We start from the raw sequence: 16,167 nt of genomic DNA, 5'->3' as shown, positions 1-16,167 counted from the left end.
GGAATAATCGAGACAAACGAGGAAGATCCGCTTACTTTCCGAGTGAGGGGGAAGAGCCGCTTACTCGACCTTGACGATGATCTTGCCTACCAATCCTACGGACGGATACCAATTACCATTTATGGAATGCAGGTGTATGTCTTGGTTCGCACATTGAGCATCGCCGGTGGTTGGACACTAGTCGGGGGATCGCAAGGAAATGGTGACTACCGTGGAGAGATCGCAGTTTTCATTCTTGATGATGAAGATTTTTCTGAGATTTCTGGGCTAGAGTTAGGTCACATTGTTGGCATTGTGCCTTCTTATTTATGGCCTTCAGGTTTCACCATGGACGGCAAATGGAAGCAATAGACGGTATCTGACCATTATCGGTCTGGCAATCTAATAACAGAGGCGCTCCCCGTGCTTGCGGATAGCGGTGCGGGGAGCGTTTGTTTTTACCTCGTAGAGGAGTCCAACAGTTCCCAAAGTCGCTTGCCGAAGGCTTCCCGTGATGGTAAGATTGGGTTGTTCATGTATAAGCGTAACACAACGCTGTTGCGTACAGGCACTTCCGGATGGTTGTATAAGGAGTCAGCATGGCCGATTATTCGGCTCGGTTCTACGAGAATCATGCCCGGCGCTACTCGGAGGTCACTCACGCGTTACTGCAATCGGTCTACATAAAGTCTTCCCATCCCGCGGTAAGAACAGACCTGGACCTGCTGAAGCGCCTTAAGGAACTGGTGCCGGGAAAACGGGGTCTGGATGCCGGCTGTGGTGCCGGAGCGCGTGATGTTTATAGTTTCTGGGCATCCGGCTTTGATATACATGGGATAGACGTTGTCAAAGAGAACATCAGGACGGCACAGGAGCTTCACCCTGAGATAACGGACCGCGTCACGGTGGCTGACCTTGCCAAACCTCTGCCCTATGATGACGCTTCCTTTGACTTTGTGATGTGTAACGCGGTCATTCAACATATCCCCCCCGAAGTTGTGGAGAGAACGACACTACCGGAACTGGCGCGCGTCATTAGAAAGGGTGGAATACTGCAGCTTATTTTCAAAAACGGAGCAGGAATTATGACCATCTACGACAGAGACTACAGTGCCGAGCGCAGCTTCCAGCTCTACGACGAGCACCGGGTACTGGCTATTCTCAAGCGGCATAATATGGAACTGGTCGAAGAGAGTTCGAGAGAGAAGCCTGGTGGTATAATGTACTTCACCGACCCTAAGCCGGTCGACCACTGTGTCTTCTATGCAAGAAAGATGTCCTGAGCTCAGCCCTCCTGCTTAATCGGGCGGAACTTGGGCAGGGTGATTTCCCCGGTAACATCGTCGAAGACCACCTCTACCGGCATGCCAGCCGCGATGTCCTCCAGGGGGCAGTCGACCATGTTGCTGGTGACCCGCGGCCCTTCTTCCAGTTCCACGGCCACCACGGCGTATGGTGCATCCCCGGCAAAGGCGGGGTGATACACTTTGTGGAAGACCGTCCATGTGAAAACGGTACCCCGCCCGCTGACCTTCACCCACTCCAGGTCATCGGAAAGGCAGTCGGGGCAGTTAGTTCCCGGGGGATAACGGTAGTAGCCGCAGCGGTGGCACTTCTGTATCACCAGTTCGTGCCGCCTGGCTGCCTCCCAGTAGGGGCGGTTCACATCGTCGATACCGGGCAGAGGCTTCCTATATTCAACACTCATGGCTATCTCCTCATTATCACGGTGGCGTGTTCGCTGAGGACGCCGCCGCTACTGGTCATCAGGGCAATCTCCGCGCCGGGCACCTGCCTCTCGCCGCAGTCGCCTCTGAGCTGGCGCACCGGTTCATGCGTCCCAACCCAGCCCTGGAGGTACACTTCGGAGAGAAGGCCCCCCGAGGTGTTTATGGGGAGCTCTCCACCGAGTCCGATGCGGCCATCCTCGACGAATGCCCCGCCTTCACCCTTGCCGCAGAAACCCAGGTCCTCCAACTGGAGCGGCACAACGAAGCTGAATGCATCGTAGATGGCGCACATGTCCACATCCCTGGGAGTGATGCCCGCCATGGCAAAGGCGGTCTTTCCCGATTTCACCGCGCCGGTCAGCGTCAACACAGGACGTCGTAGCGGGTCGGCGAAGGGATGGCCCTGGCCCATTCCCATGATGTAGACCGGTGGCTGCTTGAGGGCCCGCGCCCGTTCTGCAGTGGTAACGATAAGGGCACGACCGCCGTCGGAGACAAGGCAGCAGTCGAAAAGGTGCAGCGGCTCGACAACCATACGTGAGGCCTGGTGGTCCTCAATCGTCATCGGTTCCTGCATCTGGGCAATGGGGTTGAGCTGGGCATGCTTGCGGAAGGTCACCGATACCGCCCCGAACTGCTTGCTGGTCACGCCGTATTCGTGCATGTAGCGCCGGGCAATCATGGCATAGCCGGCGGCGACCCCGAAGTTGCCGTAGGCGGAGTTGGTCGTCGATGCCATCTGGTAGACGACGCCGGTACTGGGAGACCCGGTGCGTGACATGTCAACGAAGGCACAGAGACAGTAATCGCACAGTCCGGCGTCCACCGCCATCGCGGCGTGCTGGATAATGGCCCCACCCGTGGCGCCCTGTACCTGGAGGTCTCCAGCGAAGCGGGGATACAGTCCGAGCTCCTGGGCCAGACCGAATGCACTGACACGGGGGTCGGTGGGGCAGGGCTGGATTAGAAGGCCATCGATATCCTGCACAGCAAGTCCGGCATCGGCGGCGGCGTTCCTGGTAGCCTCCATGTAGAGACTCATCGCGTTGCGACCGGGGACCTTTCCCTGGGGCGTGTAACCCAGCCCAACTATGGCACACTTGTCTTTCAGATTCATTTCGGATTCCTTCCTGTTGTGAGGATGATTTGAGGTAGTTTGCCACGTTTCGGCAGCTAAATCAAGGCACGGATACCCCGGCCGGCAGGAGTTTTAACGGTCGCTTAGCTCCACCTGTGTAGCGCCGTCGCCACCGTGATATCGGTCGGCCGGACAGTGAGACCTGACCAGGGTGTGACCGGACAGATAGCGCCTTACTTCCTGGCGAAGTACTCCCGTACCTTTACCATGGACCACCCAGACCCGGTATAGTCCGGCCTGGAAAGCGGAATGCAGAAAACTGTCCAGTCTGGGGATGGCTTCGTCCACGGTGTTGCGGTGCAGGTCAAGCTCATCATTGTATGTGTTCATGGTAATTGCGCATCTTATTATAGCATGAGACTGGTGACGGGCGCTGTACGGCAGTGTCGAAAGTGGTAAGCGAGCCGAGCTTGTCGAACGGATGGTGGTCATGCTAGTATGGTGCCTACTGGAGTGCCCCGAATTCCCGACGAAGAGGAGGCTGTTACTATGCCCAAGGCTAATATCAATGGCATTATGCTGAATTACGAGGTACACGGAGAGGGATACCCGGTGGTATTTCTCCATGGGTTTGTCGGTACGGTAAACATGTGGCGACCGCAGGTACCGGCGATTTCTGGAGAATATAAGTTCATCATCTACGATGCCCGTGGCCACGGTGAGTCGGAAAGTCCGGCTTCAGTGGACCGGTACTCGGCTGATATCGTGGTCGAGGACCTGTATCAGCTCCTCGGAGCACTGGGAGTCGAAAAGGCGGTAGTTGGCGGTCTCTCCATGGGCGGCTACGAATCACTGCGGTTCTACCTGACGCATCCGGAGAAAGTAGCCGCGCTTATCCTGATGGACACCGGGCCCGGATACAGGAATCCCGCCCGCAGGGATGAGTGGAACAAGCAGCAGGAAGAACGGGCAGCACTGTTGATGAGCCAGGGTATTAGTGCCTTTGCCGACGGTGCCCCGAGCTACACCCCCAGAGAACACATCCTCAAGCTCGACCCGGTGGGTCTGGCCAATATGGCACGCAAGGTCGTCGCCCAGTTCGATTCCTGGGTGATTGATAATCTGGATAAGGTCAAGGTGCCCACTCTGGTACTCGTTGGCGAGAAAGACACCCCGTTTCTGGCGGCCGGGGAGTACATGGCGAAGGCCATTCCCGACGCGCGGCACATGGTGGTCCCCGATGCAGGTCACGCTGCCAACCTGGACAATGTAGAGGTATTCAATGAATCGGTGCTTGATTTCCTGAGGGGCCTGGAACTGCCCGGGAGCTAGCTGGGCAGTACTTTTTTGTGGTGACAGCGGTGAGGATTGCAAGGTTTCTATCAGGAGCATTGCCCGTTTCTCTTCTGGCCCTGATGGTGCTTGGTGTAAGTGGCTGCACCCCGGGTGAAGTGCGGGCGCAGACCGACAGCGACACCATCAAGTACAGCCAACTGGGCTATGAAGAGCTATTCACCATCGGCACGCTTCACGACATCGAGATAGTCATCTCCGATTCGGAATGGAGCGGTCTGCTGAGGGATATGCGTGCCTACGCCAGGACCGACCCGAACCAGCGTCCGCTGACAGGTAACTACCGAAAAGCGACCTTTATCTACAAGGGTTCGGCGGGAGATGCCATCATTGGGGAGGTCGGCTTTCGGACCAAGGGGCACGTCAATCGACCCTACCCGCAAGACCCCCAGGGCAACCTCCACAAGTCCCACTTCAAGATTAAGTTCAATGAGGTGTTCGACCAGATAGAAGGCACACCGGAATGGGAGGACCGGAACCAGAGGCGGTTCACCAAGCTGCGCGAGCTTGAGCTCAGGATGAATTCCCACAATGCGGTTACCGGGGTCTGGGACACCTCCCAGATAAGGGAGATATACGGCTACGAGATGATGCGGCGTGCCGGCGTTAATACCTCCAGGGTTGGCTCGGCGCGACTGTGGATAACCATCGGCGGAGAGAAACACTATTTCGGCATCTATAACCTCATTGAACCGGTAGATAAGTCCTTCCTGACCAAGAGGTACGGCAGCGGTGCCAACGACGGCAATCTCTACAAGTGCCTCTGGAGCGACTCCGGTCCGGCCAACCTGGGGCCGATTGATGACCCGAATAACTTTGAACACGTATTCGCTGGCGACCCCCGGATTGTCGGTGTGAAGGACTGGGAAGCACACTACCGCCCCACGTACGACTTGAAGACCAATAAAGATATCCAGGACCATTCCGGGTTTCTCACCTTCGTCAGTAACCTGAATACCCTCAGTGGAGCCGAACTGAAGCAGTACTTGGACGACAACTTCGAGGTGGACCGCTTTCTACGATACCTGGCAATGAACGTCCTCCTGGGTAAATGGGATGACTACTGGTCCATCGGTAATAATTACTACCTGTACTTCAATAATAGTGGCAAGATAGAGCACTTCCCCACGGACTTCGACATGTCCCTCGGGGAGGGGTTCGCGCTGTTTGATACGCTTCATATCGGCATTTACGACTGGGGCAACCATAACAGGGAGCTTCTGCAGGTCATGGCCCCACAGATAACTGAGGACGTGCTTGACCAGTTCTCCAGCTTTGAATATCCCCTGGTTGAGAAAATATTCGAGATTGACGAGTACCGGCAGACCTACGAGCACTATCTGGCCGAGTTTATGAATCCGGATAATAAGCTCTTCACGTTTGCCGAGTACGAGCGGATATTCAATCTGCTGCAGGATGTATATTCTCCTTACCTCGACAATGACACCGATGAAGGCGAGGATATGTTCATCAGTGATTTGGCCAGGAAATACTTCCATGAGCGGAGCAGTTCCGTCATCGAGCAGCTTGGATTGAATGAAGAGGACTACGAGCTGCCTGAGTTACCTGTGGTTGATAAAGTCGCTGCCGGAGCACAGCCGATCAAGGAGTTGCCTGCCAGGGAACCGGTTGAAGAGACCTCGTTTCCGGCGAAAGAAATCAGCAACGAACGCTACGGGTTCTCCTTCATGCACCCCCACGACTGGACGGAAACAACCCAGACGCAGCTATATGAGGCACTGGCACCGAGTCGTACTACCGGACTGTTTGTCTCTTACTGGAACATCGGCTGGGAAGATGACTTCACCGAGGTCATCTCCCTCGCTCTGAGGGAAGGACCTGTGGAGGTTCTTGCCTCAGGGAGCACTACACTGGCTGACGGGATGGCAGCCGCGATAGTGGAGTACAAAGCCACGATTGCAGGCCAGCGCATGCACTGCTACTCTATCGGTGTCCAAAGAGGAATAGGATGGATTACCGTCAACCTCTGGAATATCGACCGGTACAGTGCGTTCATCAGGCCGCTCTTCGAGGAGATAGCACACACCCTTCGTTTCGAGTAGCCCTTGCCAGTAATGCCGAAGAGCTGTAGCTGTCTGCCGGCAGTCAGGTCCGGGCTTCCAGCCAGCCTTCCATGTCAACCAGCACTCTCTCCCGCCCCGGCTCATTATGGATTTCGTGGTGATAGCCTTCGTAGAGGATCAGGGTCTTGTCCTCTGACGAGACCCGGTCGTAGAGCAGTTGGCTACTCTGCGGGTCGGAAAGGATGTCTTCGGTGCCATGCATGATGAGGACCGGCAGGTGGACCCCCTTCACCTGCGTCGGCAATTGCTGCATCACCCTGAGGAACTCGGCACCGAGGCGGGCGGTGACCTTGCCACAATACACCAGCGGGTCGTTGACGTATGCCTGCACCACTTCGGGGTCCTGGCTGATGCCGCCGTTGTCGAGAGCAGTGACACCCATCTTGGGCAGGAGCGCAGAGAGTACCCTGGCCGCGAGGATGTGCACCGCTGTGATGCTGCTGCCCGGGCGGAGCACTGCCCCGGTGATTATCAGGCCGTCAAGCTCACTCTGGTGCTGGAGGGCGTAGGCAAGGGCAATGGTTCCACCCATGCTGTGGCCATAGAGAAAGAGACGGAAGTTGGGTTGCTCCCGGCGCACAATGGCAAGGAAGGCTTCGAGGTCGTCAATGTAGTGCTCGAACCGCGCTACGTAGCAGCGCTGCCCCTCCGACCTGCCGTGCCCGCGATGGTCGGGGGCATAGATGGCGTAACCTCTGGGAACGAGGTGGTCGACCACATTGGCATAGCGACCACCATGTTCCGCCAGGCCGTGCGCAACCACCAGGACTGCCCGTGGCTCCGTATCGGGCAGCCAGCACTGGTAGTACAGGTTGGCGTCTCCGTATCCCTTGAATCCGGCTTCCTCGTGTTTCATGGTTCCCTTCTTTGCCTACAGGAAGCCCTCTATCTCGGCGACCTCCTCGGCGGTCAGCTTCCAATCACCGGCGGCGACATTGGCCGTCACCTGCTCAACTTTACGTGCCCCGGCAATGACCGTAGCCATCATCGGCTTGGCCAGGAGCCAGGCGATCGCCAGCTCGCCGACGGTATGCTCGCGTTCCTTGGCGTAGTTCTCCAGTTTCTCCAGCCTGTTCCAGTTCTCATCAGTGAACATGCGCTGGAACCTGGGGTCAGTCCCGGAGAGGCGAGCACCGGCGGGGGGCTCTTCGCCCTTCCGGTACTTGCCGGTAAGAAAACCACTGGCCAGCGGACTGTATGGGATGATGCCGACACCATAAGCCTGGCAGCAGGGCATAAGCTCCCGCTCAACCTGTCGTGCCAGGATATTGTACATCGGCTGTACAGAAACGAAGGAGTGCAGGTTGTTGGTTCGGGACGTCCACAGTGCCTCGCAGAGCTGCCAGGCAGCGAAATTAGAGCAGCCGATATAGCGTACCTTCCCATCGTGAATGAGGTCGTCCAGGGCGCGAAGTGTCTCTTCAATGGGTGTTGTCGCGTCCGGCATGTGTATCTGGTAGAGGTCGATGTAGTCCGTCTGGAGACGGCGCAGGCTGGCTTCCACCGCCTGCATGATATAGCGCCGTGAGGCGCCACACTGGTTGGCATCGTCACCCATCGGATTGGCGAACTTGGTAGCGATGACGACATTGGTGCGCTTGCCCTTCAACGCCTCGCCGACGTACTCTTCAGAGTGCCCCCGGTCGTAGATGTCGGCAGTGTCGATGAAGTTGATGCCGAGGTCGATGGCGGCGTGGACCACGGGGATGGAGGCCTGTTCGTCGGCCCACCAGCCGAAGTTATTGCCTCCCAGGCCGACCTCAGACACCTTGAGGCCGGAATTACCGAGTCTGCGGTATTCCATGGTAATCTCCTCCGGCGTTTACTTTTCTTCCGGTCGTCGGACTGGCGAGGATTTCCGGAGATAGTGGCATGGTACTATTCAACACTGCATGTGTCAACAATCGTGCGACTTGTCGACCTGGTGCGGTCAAGGTAGAATAGGACATTGGGCTGAGGGTTGCCAGCAAGGAAAAGGAGGCTGAAATGGTCAGAAATGGAATGACCGACAACCTGGTGCTGGATGTGTACTTCGATTACCTTTGACCCTATGTCTACAACGCAGCGGTCTGGCTGCAGAGAGTCAAAGAAGGCCTTGGTCCGGCGCTCACCGTGAACTGGAAGTACTTCAGCCTGGAGCAGGTGAATAGCCAGCAGGGACCGGAGTGGAAGCTGTGGGAACAGCCCGAGGACTATCCCAGCCGGGGGCGTGATGCGTTCCGCGCTGCCGAGGCCGCCCGTCGGCAGGGAGCAGTGGCGTTTGATACCTTCCACATGGCCCTGCTCAAGGCCAGGCACGAAGAGAACCGGGATATCTCTGATGTGGCAGTGCTGACCAGGGTCGCTGAAAGCTCGGGTCTGGATATGGACCAGTTCCATAAGAATTTCACCGGTCGCCAGTCGCTGGCACGGCTTGCTGAAGACCATACCTATGCCGCGGAGACCCTGCAGGTGTTCGGCACACCGACCCTTGTCTTCCCGGAACAGCAGGCAGTCTTCCTGAAGATGGCGCCGCCTCCATCTTCAGAGGAAGCCGTTGCCGCGTTCGGCGAGGTGCGGACAATTGCCGAGGACAGGCGTCAGATAAGGGAGATAAAACGCCCGTAGCTAAGCACCACAATTATGCGGAAATATTCTCCGTTAAGCCAGGAGAATCTGCTTTACCTTTTCGGCGAATGACTGGCTCTCGGCATCATCGGCGACCAGTTCAATTTCCTCCGGGGACTTGACTCCCAGCCCCAGCTCAGCCGCCCGGCCAATCTGGGTCTGTTCAAAGACGCGTCCCTGGCTCACGTCCGGGGTGGTGCCCAGCGAGCGCAGTATCGCCACACCCACGGCGTCAATCGCCACGCGGTCGCTGCTGGCGAGTACGACGTTGGCATCGGCGCGGGTTCCCTGTGCCGGACCTCCATCGACAAATGCCTCGACACCATCCATCACGACCAGGTCCGTGGAGTAGGCGGCGTTGATTTCGGCAATCATCTCACGCTGATAGGGAGAGGTGTGCAACTCCCTCATATAAGGGCTTCCTCCGGGGACCATACCCACGGAGCACTTCAGGGACATGGTGAAATGACCGCCAAAGGCGTGGGTCTTCAGGCAGCATGTCTGCACGATATACTCAGCCTCGGAGTAGGCCCTTGGAAACATGAAACCCTTCTTCCAGTGGCTGCCTTCAATCTGGACGAGGACCCAACCGTCTTCACCCATCTCCTGAAGGTCGAGTATCTCGAAGCCCAGTTCTTCAGCCAGGAGGAAGACCCCCTTCTTCTCCATAACGGCGCGGGTGCTGTCACCCGGCCCGCTTCGCTCGGCCAGCGTGATACTCTTCGCACCCATCTCCTTGAGGTTCTCCACCAGGGCGCGCAGGGTGTCGATGTGCGTCGAACCTGGAGTGGGGTCGGCGGAGTTGTAGTTGGGCTTGAGCATTACCGTTTTCCCACGCACCGGATTGGACTCAAGCAAGGCTATAGCCCTGCGTACGCCTTTTGCCCTGTCGCTGGTGCGAACCAGACTTACTTGATTCATTGGACCCTCCCGAATTCAAGCCAGCGGGTCATGACTACCACCGGCTGATACTGTCTACAATGCGAGCGTTTTCACCAGTTGGATAAGGTCCGGGTCAAGAGTTTTCTTGTTAGCCACCACCTCAGAGAGGGGTGTCGGGATGATTTCACCCCTCAGCAGGCCCACCATTACACCGTATTCACCCAGTGCCAGCTGTTCCGTAGCGGCAGCGCCGAGTCGTGTCCCCAGGAGACGGTCCCATGCGCCGGGATTGCCTCCCCGCTGGATGTATCCCAGTATGGTTACTCTCAATTCAAAGCCCAGACGTGCCTTGTTCTTGATGAAGAAACGCTCCAAATTTTTTGCATTGTACTTTGCGCCCTCGGCGACAACGATAATAGCGTGGGCTTTACCTCGCTCGTAGACTCTACCGACCTCGGCTGCCAGCTCCTCGGGGTCAACCTCCACCTCCGGGATGACGATGTAATCAGCTCCTCCGGCTATACCGGCCATCAGCGCCAGATAGCCGCAGTCCCGTCCCATTACCTCGATAACGAACGCTCGCTGGTGTGACGAAGCGGTGACCTTGATACTGTCTATGGCTACCAGGGCAACGTCAAGTGCAGTGTCTACCCCGAGACTTATATCTGTACCGTAGAGGTCATTATCGATGGTGGATGCAATTCCTACCACGGGGAAGCCCATCTGCGATAGTGCATAAGCGCCCTGCTGGGAACCGTTGCCACCGATGATGACCAGTGCGTCAATCTCGTTCTGGTGCAATGTGCGGAGTCCCTTTCTGCGTCCCTCTTCGGTCCTGAATTCGGGGCAGCGAGCGCTGCCAAGCCAGGTGCCACCCTGCTGGATGATACCGCCGACATCGCGTGTCTTCACGTCTATCATGTTACCGTTGCAAAGCCCGCTGTAACCGTGGAGTATCCCGCGGACTTCCCAGCCTTTGTACAGTGCGGTACGTGCTACGGCCCGGATGGCAGCATTCATTCCGGGGGCATCACCACCACTGGTTAGAACTCCGATTCTTTTCACAGCGCCTCCTTGCCACTCTGCTTGCTGAGCGTACTTCACTTACAGAGGATGTTAAGACCTTAGTTTATAACAACAGGGAAGCGGTTTCAATGGCCTGTACTCGTCCAGTACATTAGTAACACTCCAGCACAGCCGATACTGGTTGTCACCGGAGAGTATCCCTGCGGTTAGCCATGGTACTGGCTGCCTCCTATCTGTCAATGCCTTATCCCCCTTATCCTCTGGATAAGGGGCCCCCTTATCCAGAGGATAAGGGGCTATATCTATATATGTGTGGGGTGAGTCGTTTAAGCAGTGACCCCGATACCTCGCTCTGTGGTGTGCTCACAATACAGTTCAGTGCACCCACCGTACCGTTGCAATACAATGGGTGCACTGTTGTTTCACCTTTGTTGTCCTGGCTGGTACTCAACTGCAGAAATACCGGTTATTACATTCCGCGGAATGGGGCCTTCCGTTACGCTCAGGGTAACACGCCATTGACATGTCATTGCGAGTGAAACGAAGCAATCTAAATGTTACGCGGATTTGTGCAACCGGATGCTAGTCTTCTACCGACCGCTCCTCCAGGTTCTTGAACTTGATTCCGGATTCCGGACCGGGTATCGGGGCCACTGGCTCGGTAAGCAGGAAATCACCGGCCAGTATCTGTTTTTTCAGCATGGTAGCCAGTTCTGTGGCCTTCAGGTAGCTGGATAGAGAGGCAGTTGGTACTTTCTTTCTCTGGACATGTATTGTGCCCGATTTCAACTCGGCGTAACTCACCTCTCCCAGTACATCGGACCTCCTCTGGGGATATGGTCCGGAGTAATCGACTACAGCAGCGAAGATGTCCTCGTCCTTCACCGCTGCATAACGGACGACCTCTTCGGAGAGTACCGGTATCGGGACGGCGATGCCGACCGTAAGCGTGGTGCCATAGCCAAGCATGCTGGTGCCGCGCAGCCACGCCGGCTTCATTTGCTTGAGGTCACCGATGACGGCCAGTGTTCCCGCTCCTCGTCTCGGGACTCCGTTTTCCGACCGCAGGACATCGGGGTTGTGCTGCGTACCGTGCCAGGCAACATAGCCGATACCGCCGCCGAGTATAATCTTCGTGCCGATACCTATCGTACGGTAGAGGGGGTCGTTGAGCAGTGGCGATAGCTGCCCGGCACTGGAGTAGTTGGCATTACCCATGCCCGGCTTCAACACCCCCATATAGGTGTAGATAGTTCTGTCGGACAGGTTCACAGCCACGTTGTAGTTCTGGTAAGCATTACGGACATTGAATAGCATCGCTTCATTGATGTCCGCTATATTGATAAGGGTCTCCAGCCTTTTCCGCGGGTAGCAGTCTGTTCCGTAGGCGGTAGCGGTCAGCCGGATGTCTTCGCCGGCAACCAGTTCCTCGATTACCTGGCCCCCACCATAGTTGAATTCACCAGGATGCACTTTGTTCCTGGGGTCATCATCAGGAAGGGCTGTTGCTCCGAGGAAGACGTCTGTTGCGCCCAGCCCTGCGTAGACCGGGACATCATTGAGATATACCTTGCCGCCACCAAGTTTGATTCGAGGTTGGGTATGTCCTACGTTGAGGAAAGCACCGGACGAGCACATCGGTCCAAAGGTCCCCGTGGTCACTACGTCAACTTCCTGAGCTGCTTTCTCTAAACCTTTTTCCTCAACCAGGTCAATTATTTCTTCGGCAGTGACTACCACTGCCTCACCTTTTCTTATTCTATTATTGATTTGTTCAATTGTCTTAGGCATGCGTAACCCCTTCGTTTGTCGTAATACGAAATTACCATCATATTTGCCCTCTCGGGCTACGCATTAGCCATAGCATAGTTGTTGCCATCCGGTTCCCTCCGGTAATGAGGCGACAATCAAGGTGACCGAAGCAGATATTCCCGCTTTGGCCTATAATCCTGTTCCTTTTTATTTTTACTACCATGCTGAACAACTCTGCGGTACTACTGCTGCACGGGTATCACGTGTCATTTCCGGGCAGGTCCCTCCTCCCCCAACCACCTGTAAAACAATACCGCCGATTCCTGCTGCGTGTTGATCGTTTTCAGAGCAGGGTTGTCGGTGGTAGGCTATACTCACCTGGCATATCATGATATCATAAATGCCCGGTCTGGTAAAGTCAGGTGATATGTGAGGTTATTGTTTGAATTGCGGGACATTTGTTACAGATTTATGCTCTCCTGATGTTCTATAATCTATCAAATGAGCGGGAGATTGTACACACGGTATTAATGCATGGTCTTTACCAGCAATTCCTGATTGGTTGACCGGAAAATATCTTAAGAACAAACAGCATTCACGTAAGGCAAGATATATCACAGGTCAGGCTGATATTATTTGGGGGAGGTAGCGAAAGATGGCAGAGATAAGAGTAGACTGCATCGGTGAGACCTGCCCGGTACCCCTGGTTGAGACCCGTAAAGCCCTGCGAAAAGCAGCGCCGGGTGACATCGTGGAGGTTGTCGGGAACCATCCTTCTTCAAAGAAAGAAATACCGATGGCTGTCAAGGCTTTGGGCCTGGAACTTCTTGAAGTGAAGGAAGAGGGACAAAACTGGCGTATCAGGATACGAAAGTAGCTGGAGGCGAGGGCTATGACAGACGAAAAGAATAAGGCGACCATCATCGTTCACAGCGGAGATATGGATAAAATATACAGTGCCCTGATTGTTGCCAACGGAGCACTTGCCATGGGCATGGAAGCATCGCTATACTTCACTTTCTGGGGACTGCAACGTCTCAAGAAGGGTGGCCTGGAAAAGGGCACGCTGTCCAGGATGCACATGTTTGGGTTGGGCAAATGGATGGTGAAGCGGAAGATGAAGGCGGCGAATGTTGCCTCCCTTGAGAGAATGCTCCAGGATTTCGTAGAATTGGGTGGCAAGATTCTGGCCTGCGATATGAGCATGGAAATAATGGGTATCAAGCGCGAGGACCTGCGTGACGACCTGATATCTGACTACTGCGCAGTTGGTACCTATGTCAACGAGGCCAGGGAATCAACTATAACATTATTCATCTAGAAGACGCAGGAGGAGGCTGACATGCAGGAACGGTTCGTTTATCTGGATAATGCCGCGGCAACAAGGCTGGACGAGCGTGTGCTGGAGGTGATGACTCCGTACTTTTTTAATACCTTCGCTGTGGCCACCTCGGAGTTTGGCTATTCGCTGGGAATCGAGGCGCGGGAGACGCTGACTGAGGCCAGGGAGAAACTGGCCGGTGCCCTGGGTGCATCGGGTGAGGAGTTTATCTTCACATCCGGGAGCACCGAGTCCTCTAATATCGCCCTCAAGGGAGTGGCCCTGGCACTGGGAGAAAAGAAGGGTAAGCACATAATAATCTCCACGATTGAGGACTTCCCGGTGCTTTATAGTGCACAAACACTTGAGAAACAGGGGTTCCGGGTAACACGACTTGAAATGGATGGGGATGGTTTTGTCAATCTGGACAAGCTGAAAGCTGAAATCAACAATGATACCATACTAGTCTCAATCCAGCATGCCAACCAGGAGATAGGCACCATCCAGGATATTGAGAGAATTGGCACAATCTGCCGTGATAAAGGGGTGCTCTTCCATACCGATGCCACCCATAGCTTCTGTCGTGTTGAGTTTGACGTAAAAAAGGTACCTGTTGACCTGGTTACGGTGGCGGCGCACACTATCCACGGCCCGAAAGGTGTCGGCGGACTCTATATCCGTCAGGGGACACCTCTGGTGAAGTGGATGGACGGCGGTTTCCAGGAATTCAACCTGCGGGCCGGACTGGAGAACATACCTGGCGCAGTGGGGTTTGCCAGGGCGGTAGAACTGGTCACGCCGGAAGAGACACAGCGGTTACAGGCGATACGTGACCGCATTATCGACCGCGCACTCGCCGAAATACCCAGGACCACGCTCAACGGACACCGGTGGCAGCGGTTGCCACAGAACGCCAATGTCACATTTCACTTCGTTGAGGGAGAGTCGATTACGTTGCATCTTGACATGCGTGGCTTCGCCGTGAGTACGGGCTCAGCATGCTTCAGCCGTTCCCTGGAAGGCAGCCACGTAATCTACGGGATAGGCGGTGACCACGAAAGGGCGCACGGTTCGATTCGATTCACCCCCGGACGTTACAACAGCATTGAAGACGCCGATGCTGTGGTTGATGCCTTGGCCGAGATAGTGCATGAATTGAGAGAAATCAGCCCACTGGGTAAAGAATAGTAAAGGGAAGGAGGAATGGATATGAAGTTTCCTTACAGCGACACCGTACTGGAGCATTTTCGCCACCCGCAAAATGTGGGTAAGATTGAGGACCCTGATGGAAAGGCAACGGAGGGAAGCCCGGCCTGTGGCGACATGGTCGCGGTTTACATAAGCGTCGACGAAGCGTCCAGGCGAATCTCCGATATCAAGTTCGAGTCCTACGGTTGCGCTTCCAATATTGCCACCGGCTCAATCATCACCGAGCTCGCCATGGGCAAGACGCTGGACGAGGCCAGGAAGATAACATGGAAGCAGGCGGCGGATGCGCTGGGTGGTCTACCGGCAATCAAGGCCCACTGTTCCGTGCTGGCGATAGAAGGACTACGCTCCGCAATCCAGAACTACGAGGAGCGCCACGGTCTGGTCAAGGAACGGAAACCGACCACGGTAGAAGTGGTGCGACGGCGTCTGCGGAAGGTTGTCAGCCCCATTACCGGATTGAGTGTGGTGCGCAGCAGCATGGTTGACTCAATCGAGGTGAAGGACGGGACTGTGCGGGTTGTTCTTGACCTGCCTGCCGGTCACCAGTTCGCTCCGGCGATGAAACAGGAAGTGCTCGAGAAGATAGAACCACTGTGGGACGTACAGGAAGTGGTCGTTGACTTCACGGAATAGACCCGGGCTACAACCATCCAGGATATACCGAATGTAGTTACGGCCCTGGTGAAGGCATGTGGTTCCCGTAATGAAGGGGCACGGGATAGTCTGACTACGACCCCGGAATCTCTTTGTGCCACCAGGCTCACACCAGGGATATCTGTAGCTTCATGTCGCGCAACTTTTTAAAAAACAGGTCCGGGTGTTCCGGTGTCCCAGTCCGCTCTTCAGCGTAACGCTTCAGCAGCAGCTTGATAGTCGCCATCGTAACTGCTAGAATTTTATGGATAGTGTCGAACCAGGTGAATACCAGTTTCGCCCTTATTGGTACTCGCCGGAATTGAATTGGCACTATTTTGACCGGGATTCCAGGCAGGATTGTTTTTGTAAAGGATGGATATGCGTAATACAGAACTTGATGTGCTGGCCACCATTGGGAACACCCCACTAATTAAACTGGGTAATGTCTACGCTAAATTGGAGAGCCTGAACCCCAGCGGTAGTATCAAGGATAGGGTTGCGCTCGAA

17 protein-coding genes are annotated in these 16,167 nt (G+C 55.5%); 9 read left to right on the top strand and 8 right to left on the bottom strand.

Annotated elements, in window-relative coordinates:
* Together VMW13_02195 and VMW13_02190 are read left to right on the top strand one after the other, a co-directional pair.
* Positions 1-351: hypothetical protein (locus VMW13_02195; protein HUV43619.1), on the top strand; the 351-nt coding region annotated here is incomplete at its 5' end.
* 227 nt (positions 352-578) lie between these two features.
* Positions 579-1,262, top strand: a complete 684-nt coding sequence (locus tag VMW13_02190; protein ID HUV43618.1) for a class I SAM-dependent methyltransferase — start codon at positions 579-581, stop codon at positions 1,260-1,262.
* Positions 1,263-1,264: 2 nt separating this feature from the next.
* On the opposite strand, the gene VMW13_02185 is transcribed toward VMW13_02190, so the two are convergent.
* The 3 genes from VMW13_02185 to VMW13_02175 all read right to left on the bottom strand — a co-directional run bounded on the left by VMW13_02185 (position 1,265) and on the right by VMW13_02175 (position 3,177).
* Positions 1,265-1,687 carry a Zn-ribbon domain-containing OB-fold protein gene (locus VMW13_02185; protein ID HUV43617.1) on the bottom strand — a complete coding sequence of 141 codons (423 nt, stop codon included), beginning with the start codon at positions 1,685-1,687 and terminating at the stop codon, positions 1,265-1,267.
* Between the two features lie 2 nt (positions 1,688-1,689).
* Entirely contained in the window at positions 1,690-2,826 is a 1,137-nt protein-coding gene (locus VMW13_02180; protein HUV43616.1) for a thiolase family protein, read from the bottom strand.
* A gap of 93 nt (positions 2,827-2,919) precedes the next feature.
* Complete coding sequence (locus VMW13_02175) at positions 2,920-3,177, bottom strand: Smr/MutS family protein (GenBank protein HUV43615.1); 258 nt, start codon at positions 3,175-3,177, stop codon at positions 2,920-2,922.
* A 159-nt stretch (positions 3,178-3,336) separates the two neighbouring features.
* Between VMW13_02175 and VMW13_02170 the strand changes: the two genes are divergently transcribed.
* The gene (locus VMW13_02170) at positions 3,337-4,119 is read left to right on the top strand and encodes an alpha/beta fold hydrolase (protein HUV43614.1); all 783 of its coding nucleotides are present in this window, start codon (positions 3,337-3,339) and stop codon (positions 4,117-4,119) included.
* A gap of 29 nt (positions 4,120-4,148) precedes the next feature.
* Positions 4,149-6,203, top strand: a complete 2,055-nt coding sequence (locus VMW13_02165) for a CotH kinase family protein (GenBank protein ID HUV43613.1) — start codon at positions 4,149-4,151, stop codon at positions 6,201-6,203.
* 43 nt (positions 6,204-6,246) lie between these two features.
* Here VMW13_02165 and VMW13_02160 read toward each other — a convergent pair whose 3' ends face one another.
* Both VMW13_02160 and VMW13_02155 read right to left on the bottom strand, forming a co-directional pair.
* Complete coding sequence (locus VMW13_02160; GenBank protein HUV43612.1) at positions 6,247-7,080, bottom strand: lysophospholipase; 834 nt, start codon at positions 7,078-7,080, stop codon at positions 6,247-6,249.
* 15 nt (positions 7,081-7,095) lie between these two features.
* Entirely contained in the window at positions 7,096-8,028 is a 933-nt protein-coding gene (locus VMW13_02155) for an aldo/keto reductase (GenBank protein HUV43611.1), read from the bottom strand.
* Positions 8,029-8,210: 182 nt separating this feature from the next.
* On the opposite strand from VMW13_02155, the gene VMW13_02150 reads away from it, so the two are divergent.
* On the top strand, positions 8,211-8,831 hold the full coding sequence (locus VMW13_02150; protein HUV43610.1) for a DsbA family protein: 621 nt from the start codon (positions 8,211-8,213) through the stop codon (positions 8,829-8,831).
* A gap of 33 nt (positions 8,832-8,864) precedes the next feature.
* On the opposite strand, the gene VMW13_02145 is transcribed toward VMW13_02150, so the two are convergent.
* The 3 genes from VMW13_02145 to VMW13_02135 form a co-directional block, all read right to left on the bottom strand.
* Positions 8,865-9,752, bottom strand: coding sequence for a DUF362 domain-containing protein (locus tag VMW13_02145; protein ID HUV43609.1), 888 nt, complete (start codon positions 9,750-9,752; stop codon positions 8,865-8,867).
* A 54-nt stretch (positions 9,753-9,806) separates the two neighbouring features.
* Positions 9,807-10,778, bottom strand: a complete 972-nt coding sequence (gene pfkA / locus VMW13_02140) for a 6-phosphofructokinase (protein ID HUV43608.1) — start codon at positions 10,776-10,778, stop codon at positions 9,807-9,809.
* 543 nt (positions 10,779-11,321) lie between these two features.
* Complete coding sequence (locus VMW13_02135) at positions 11,322-12,530, bottom strand: homocysteine biosynthesis protein (GenBank protein ID HUV43607.1); 1,209 nt, start codon at positions 12,528-12,530, stop codon at positions 11,322-11,324.
* Between the two features lie 616 nt (positions 12,531-13,146).
* On the opposite strand from VMW13_02135, the gene VMW13_02130 reads away from it, so the two are divergent.
* From VMW13_02130 to VMW13_02115, 4 genes are read left to right on the top strand one after another with little or no spacing between them, the layout of a single operon-like run.
* Positions 13,147-13,368 (top strand): sulfurtransferase TusA family protein, encoded by a 222-nt coding sequence (locus tag VMW13_02130; protein ID HUV43606.1) that lies wholly within the window; start codon positions 13,147-13,149, stop codon positions 13,366-13,368.
* A 15-nt stretch (positions 13,369-13,383) separates the two neighbouring features.
* Positions 13,384-13,812 (top strand): DsrE/DsrF/DrsH-like family protein, encoded by a 429-nt coding sequence (locus VMW13_02125; protein ID HUV43605.1) that lies wholly within the window; start codon positions 13,384-13,386, stop codon positions 13,810-13,812.
* Between the two features lie 21 nt (positions 13,813-13,833).
* Positions 13,834-15,000 (top strand): cysteine desulfurase family protein, encoded by a 1,167-nt coding sequence (locus VMW13_02120; protein ID HUV43604.1) that lies wholly within the window; start codon positions 13,834-13,836, stop codon positions 14,998-15,000.
* 21 nt (positions 15,001-15,021) lie between these two features.
* Complete coding sequence (locus VMW13_02115) at positions 15,022-15,657, top strand: iron-sulfur cluster assembly scaffold protein (protein HUV43603.1); 636 nt, start codon at positions 15,022-15,024, stop codon at positions 15,655-15,657.
* Positions 15,658-16,167 lie beyond the last annotated feature (510 nt).

Source organism: Dehalococcoidales bacterium (assembly GCA_035529395.1).
Lineage (GTDB): Bacteria > Chloroflexota > Dehalococcoidia > Dehalococcoidales > Fen-1064 > DUES01.
This window is presented reverse-complemented; position numbering and strand designations above follow the sequence as displayed.

Coding starts and splice junctions, on each gene's coding strand:
- VMW13_02190 (HUV43618.1), top strand. CDS start 579: ATGGCCGATTATTCGGCTCGGTTCTACGAGAATCATGCCCGGCGCTAC.
- VMW13_02185 (HUV43617.1), bottom strand. CDS start 1,687: ATGAGTGTTGAATATAGGAAGCCTCTGCCCGGTATCGACGATGTGAAC.
- VMW13_02180 (HUV43616.1), bottom strand. CDS start 2,826: ATGAATCTGAAAGACAAGTGTGCCATAGTTGGGCTGGGTTACACGCCC.
- VMW13_02175 (HUV43615.1), bottom strand. CDS start 3,177: ATGAACACATACAATGATGAGCTTGACCTGCACCGCAACACCGTGGAC.
- VMW13_02170 (HUV43614.1), top strand. CDS start 3,337: ATGCCCAAGGCTAATATCAATGGCATTATGCTGAATTACGAGGTACAC.
- VMW13_02160 (HUV43612.1), bottom strand. CDS start 7,080: ATGAAACACGAGGAAGCCGGATTCAAGGGATACGGAGACGCCAACCTG.
- VMW13_02155 (HUV43611.1), bottom strand. CDS start 8,028: ATGGAATACCGCAGACTCGGTAATTCCGGCCTCAAGGTGTCTGAGGTC.
- VMW13_02145 (HUV43609.1), bottom strand. CDS start 9,752: ATGAATCAAGTAAGTCTGGTTCGCACCAGCGACAGGGCAAAAGGCGTA.
- VMW13_02135 (HUV43607.1), bottom strand. CDS start 12,530: ATGCCTAAGACAATTGAACAAATCAATAATAGAATAAGAAAAGGTGAG.
- VMW13_02130 (HUV43606.1), top strand. CDS start 13,147: ATGGCAGAGATAAGAGTAGACTGCATCGGTGAGACCTGCCCGGTACCC.
- VMW13_02125 (HUV43605.1), top strand. CDS start 13,384: ATGACAGACGAAAAGAATAAGGCGACCATCATCGTTCACAGCGGAGAT.
- VMW13_02120 (HUV43604.1), top strand. CDS start 13,834: ATGCAGGAACGGTTCGTTTATCTGGATAATGCCGCGGCAACAAGGCTG.
- VMW13_02115 (HUV43603.1), top strand. CDS start 15,022: ATGAAGTTTCCTTACAGCGACACCGTACTGGAGCATTTTCGCCACCCG.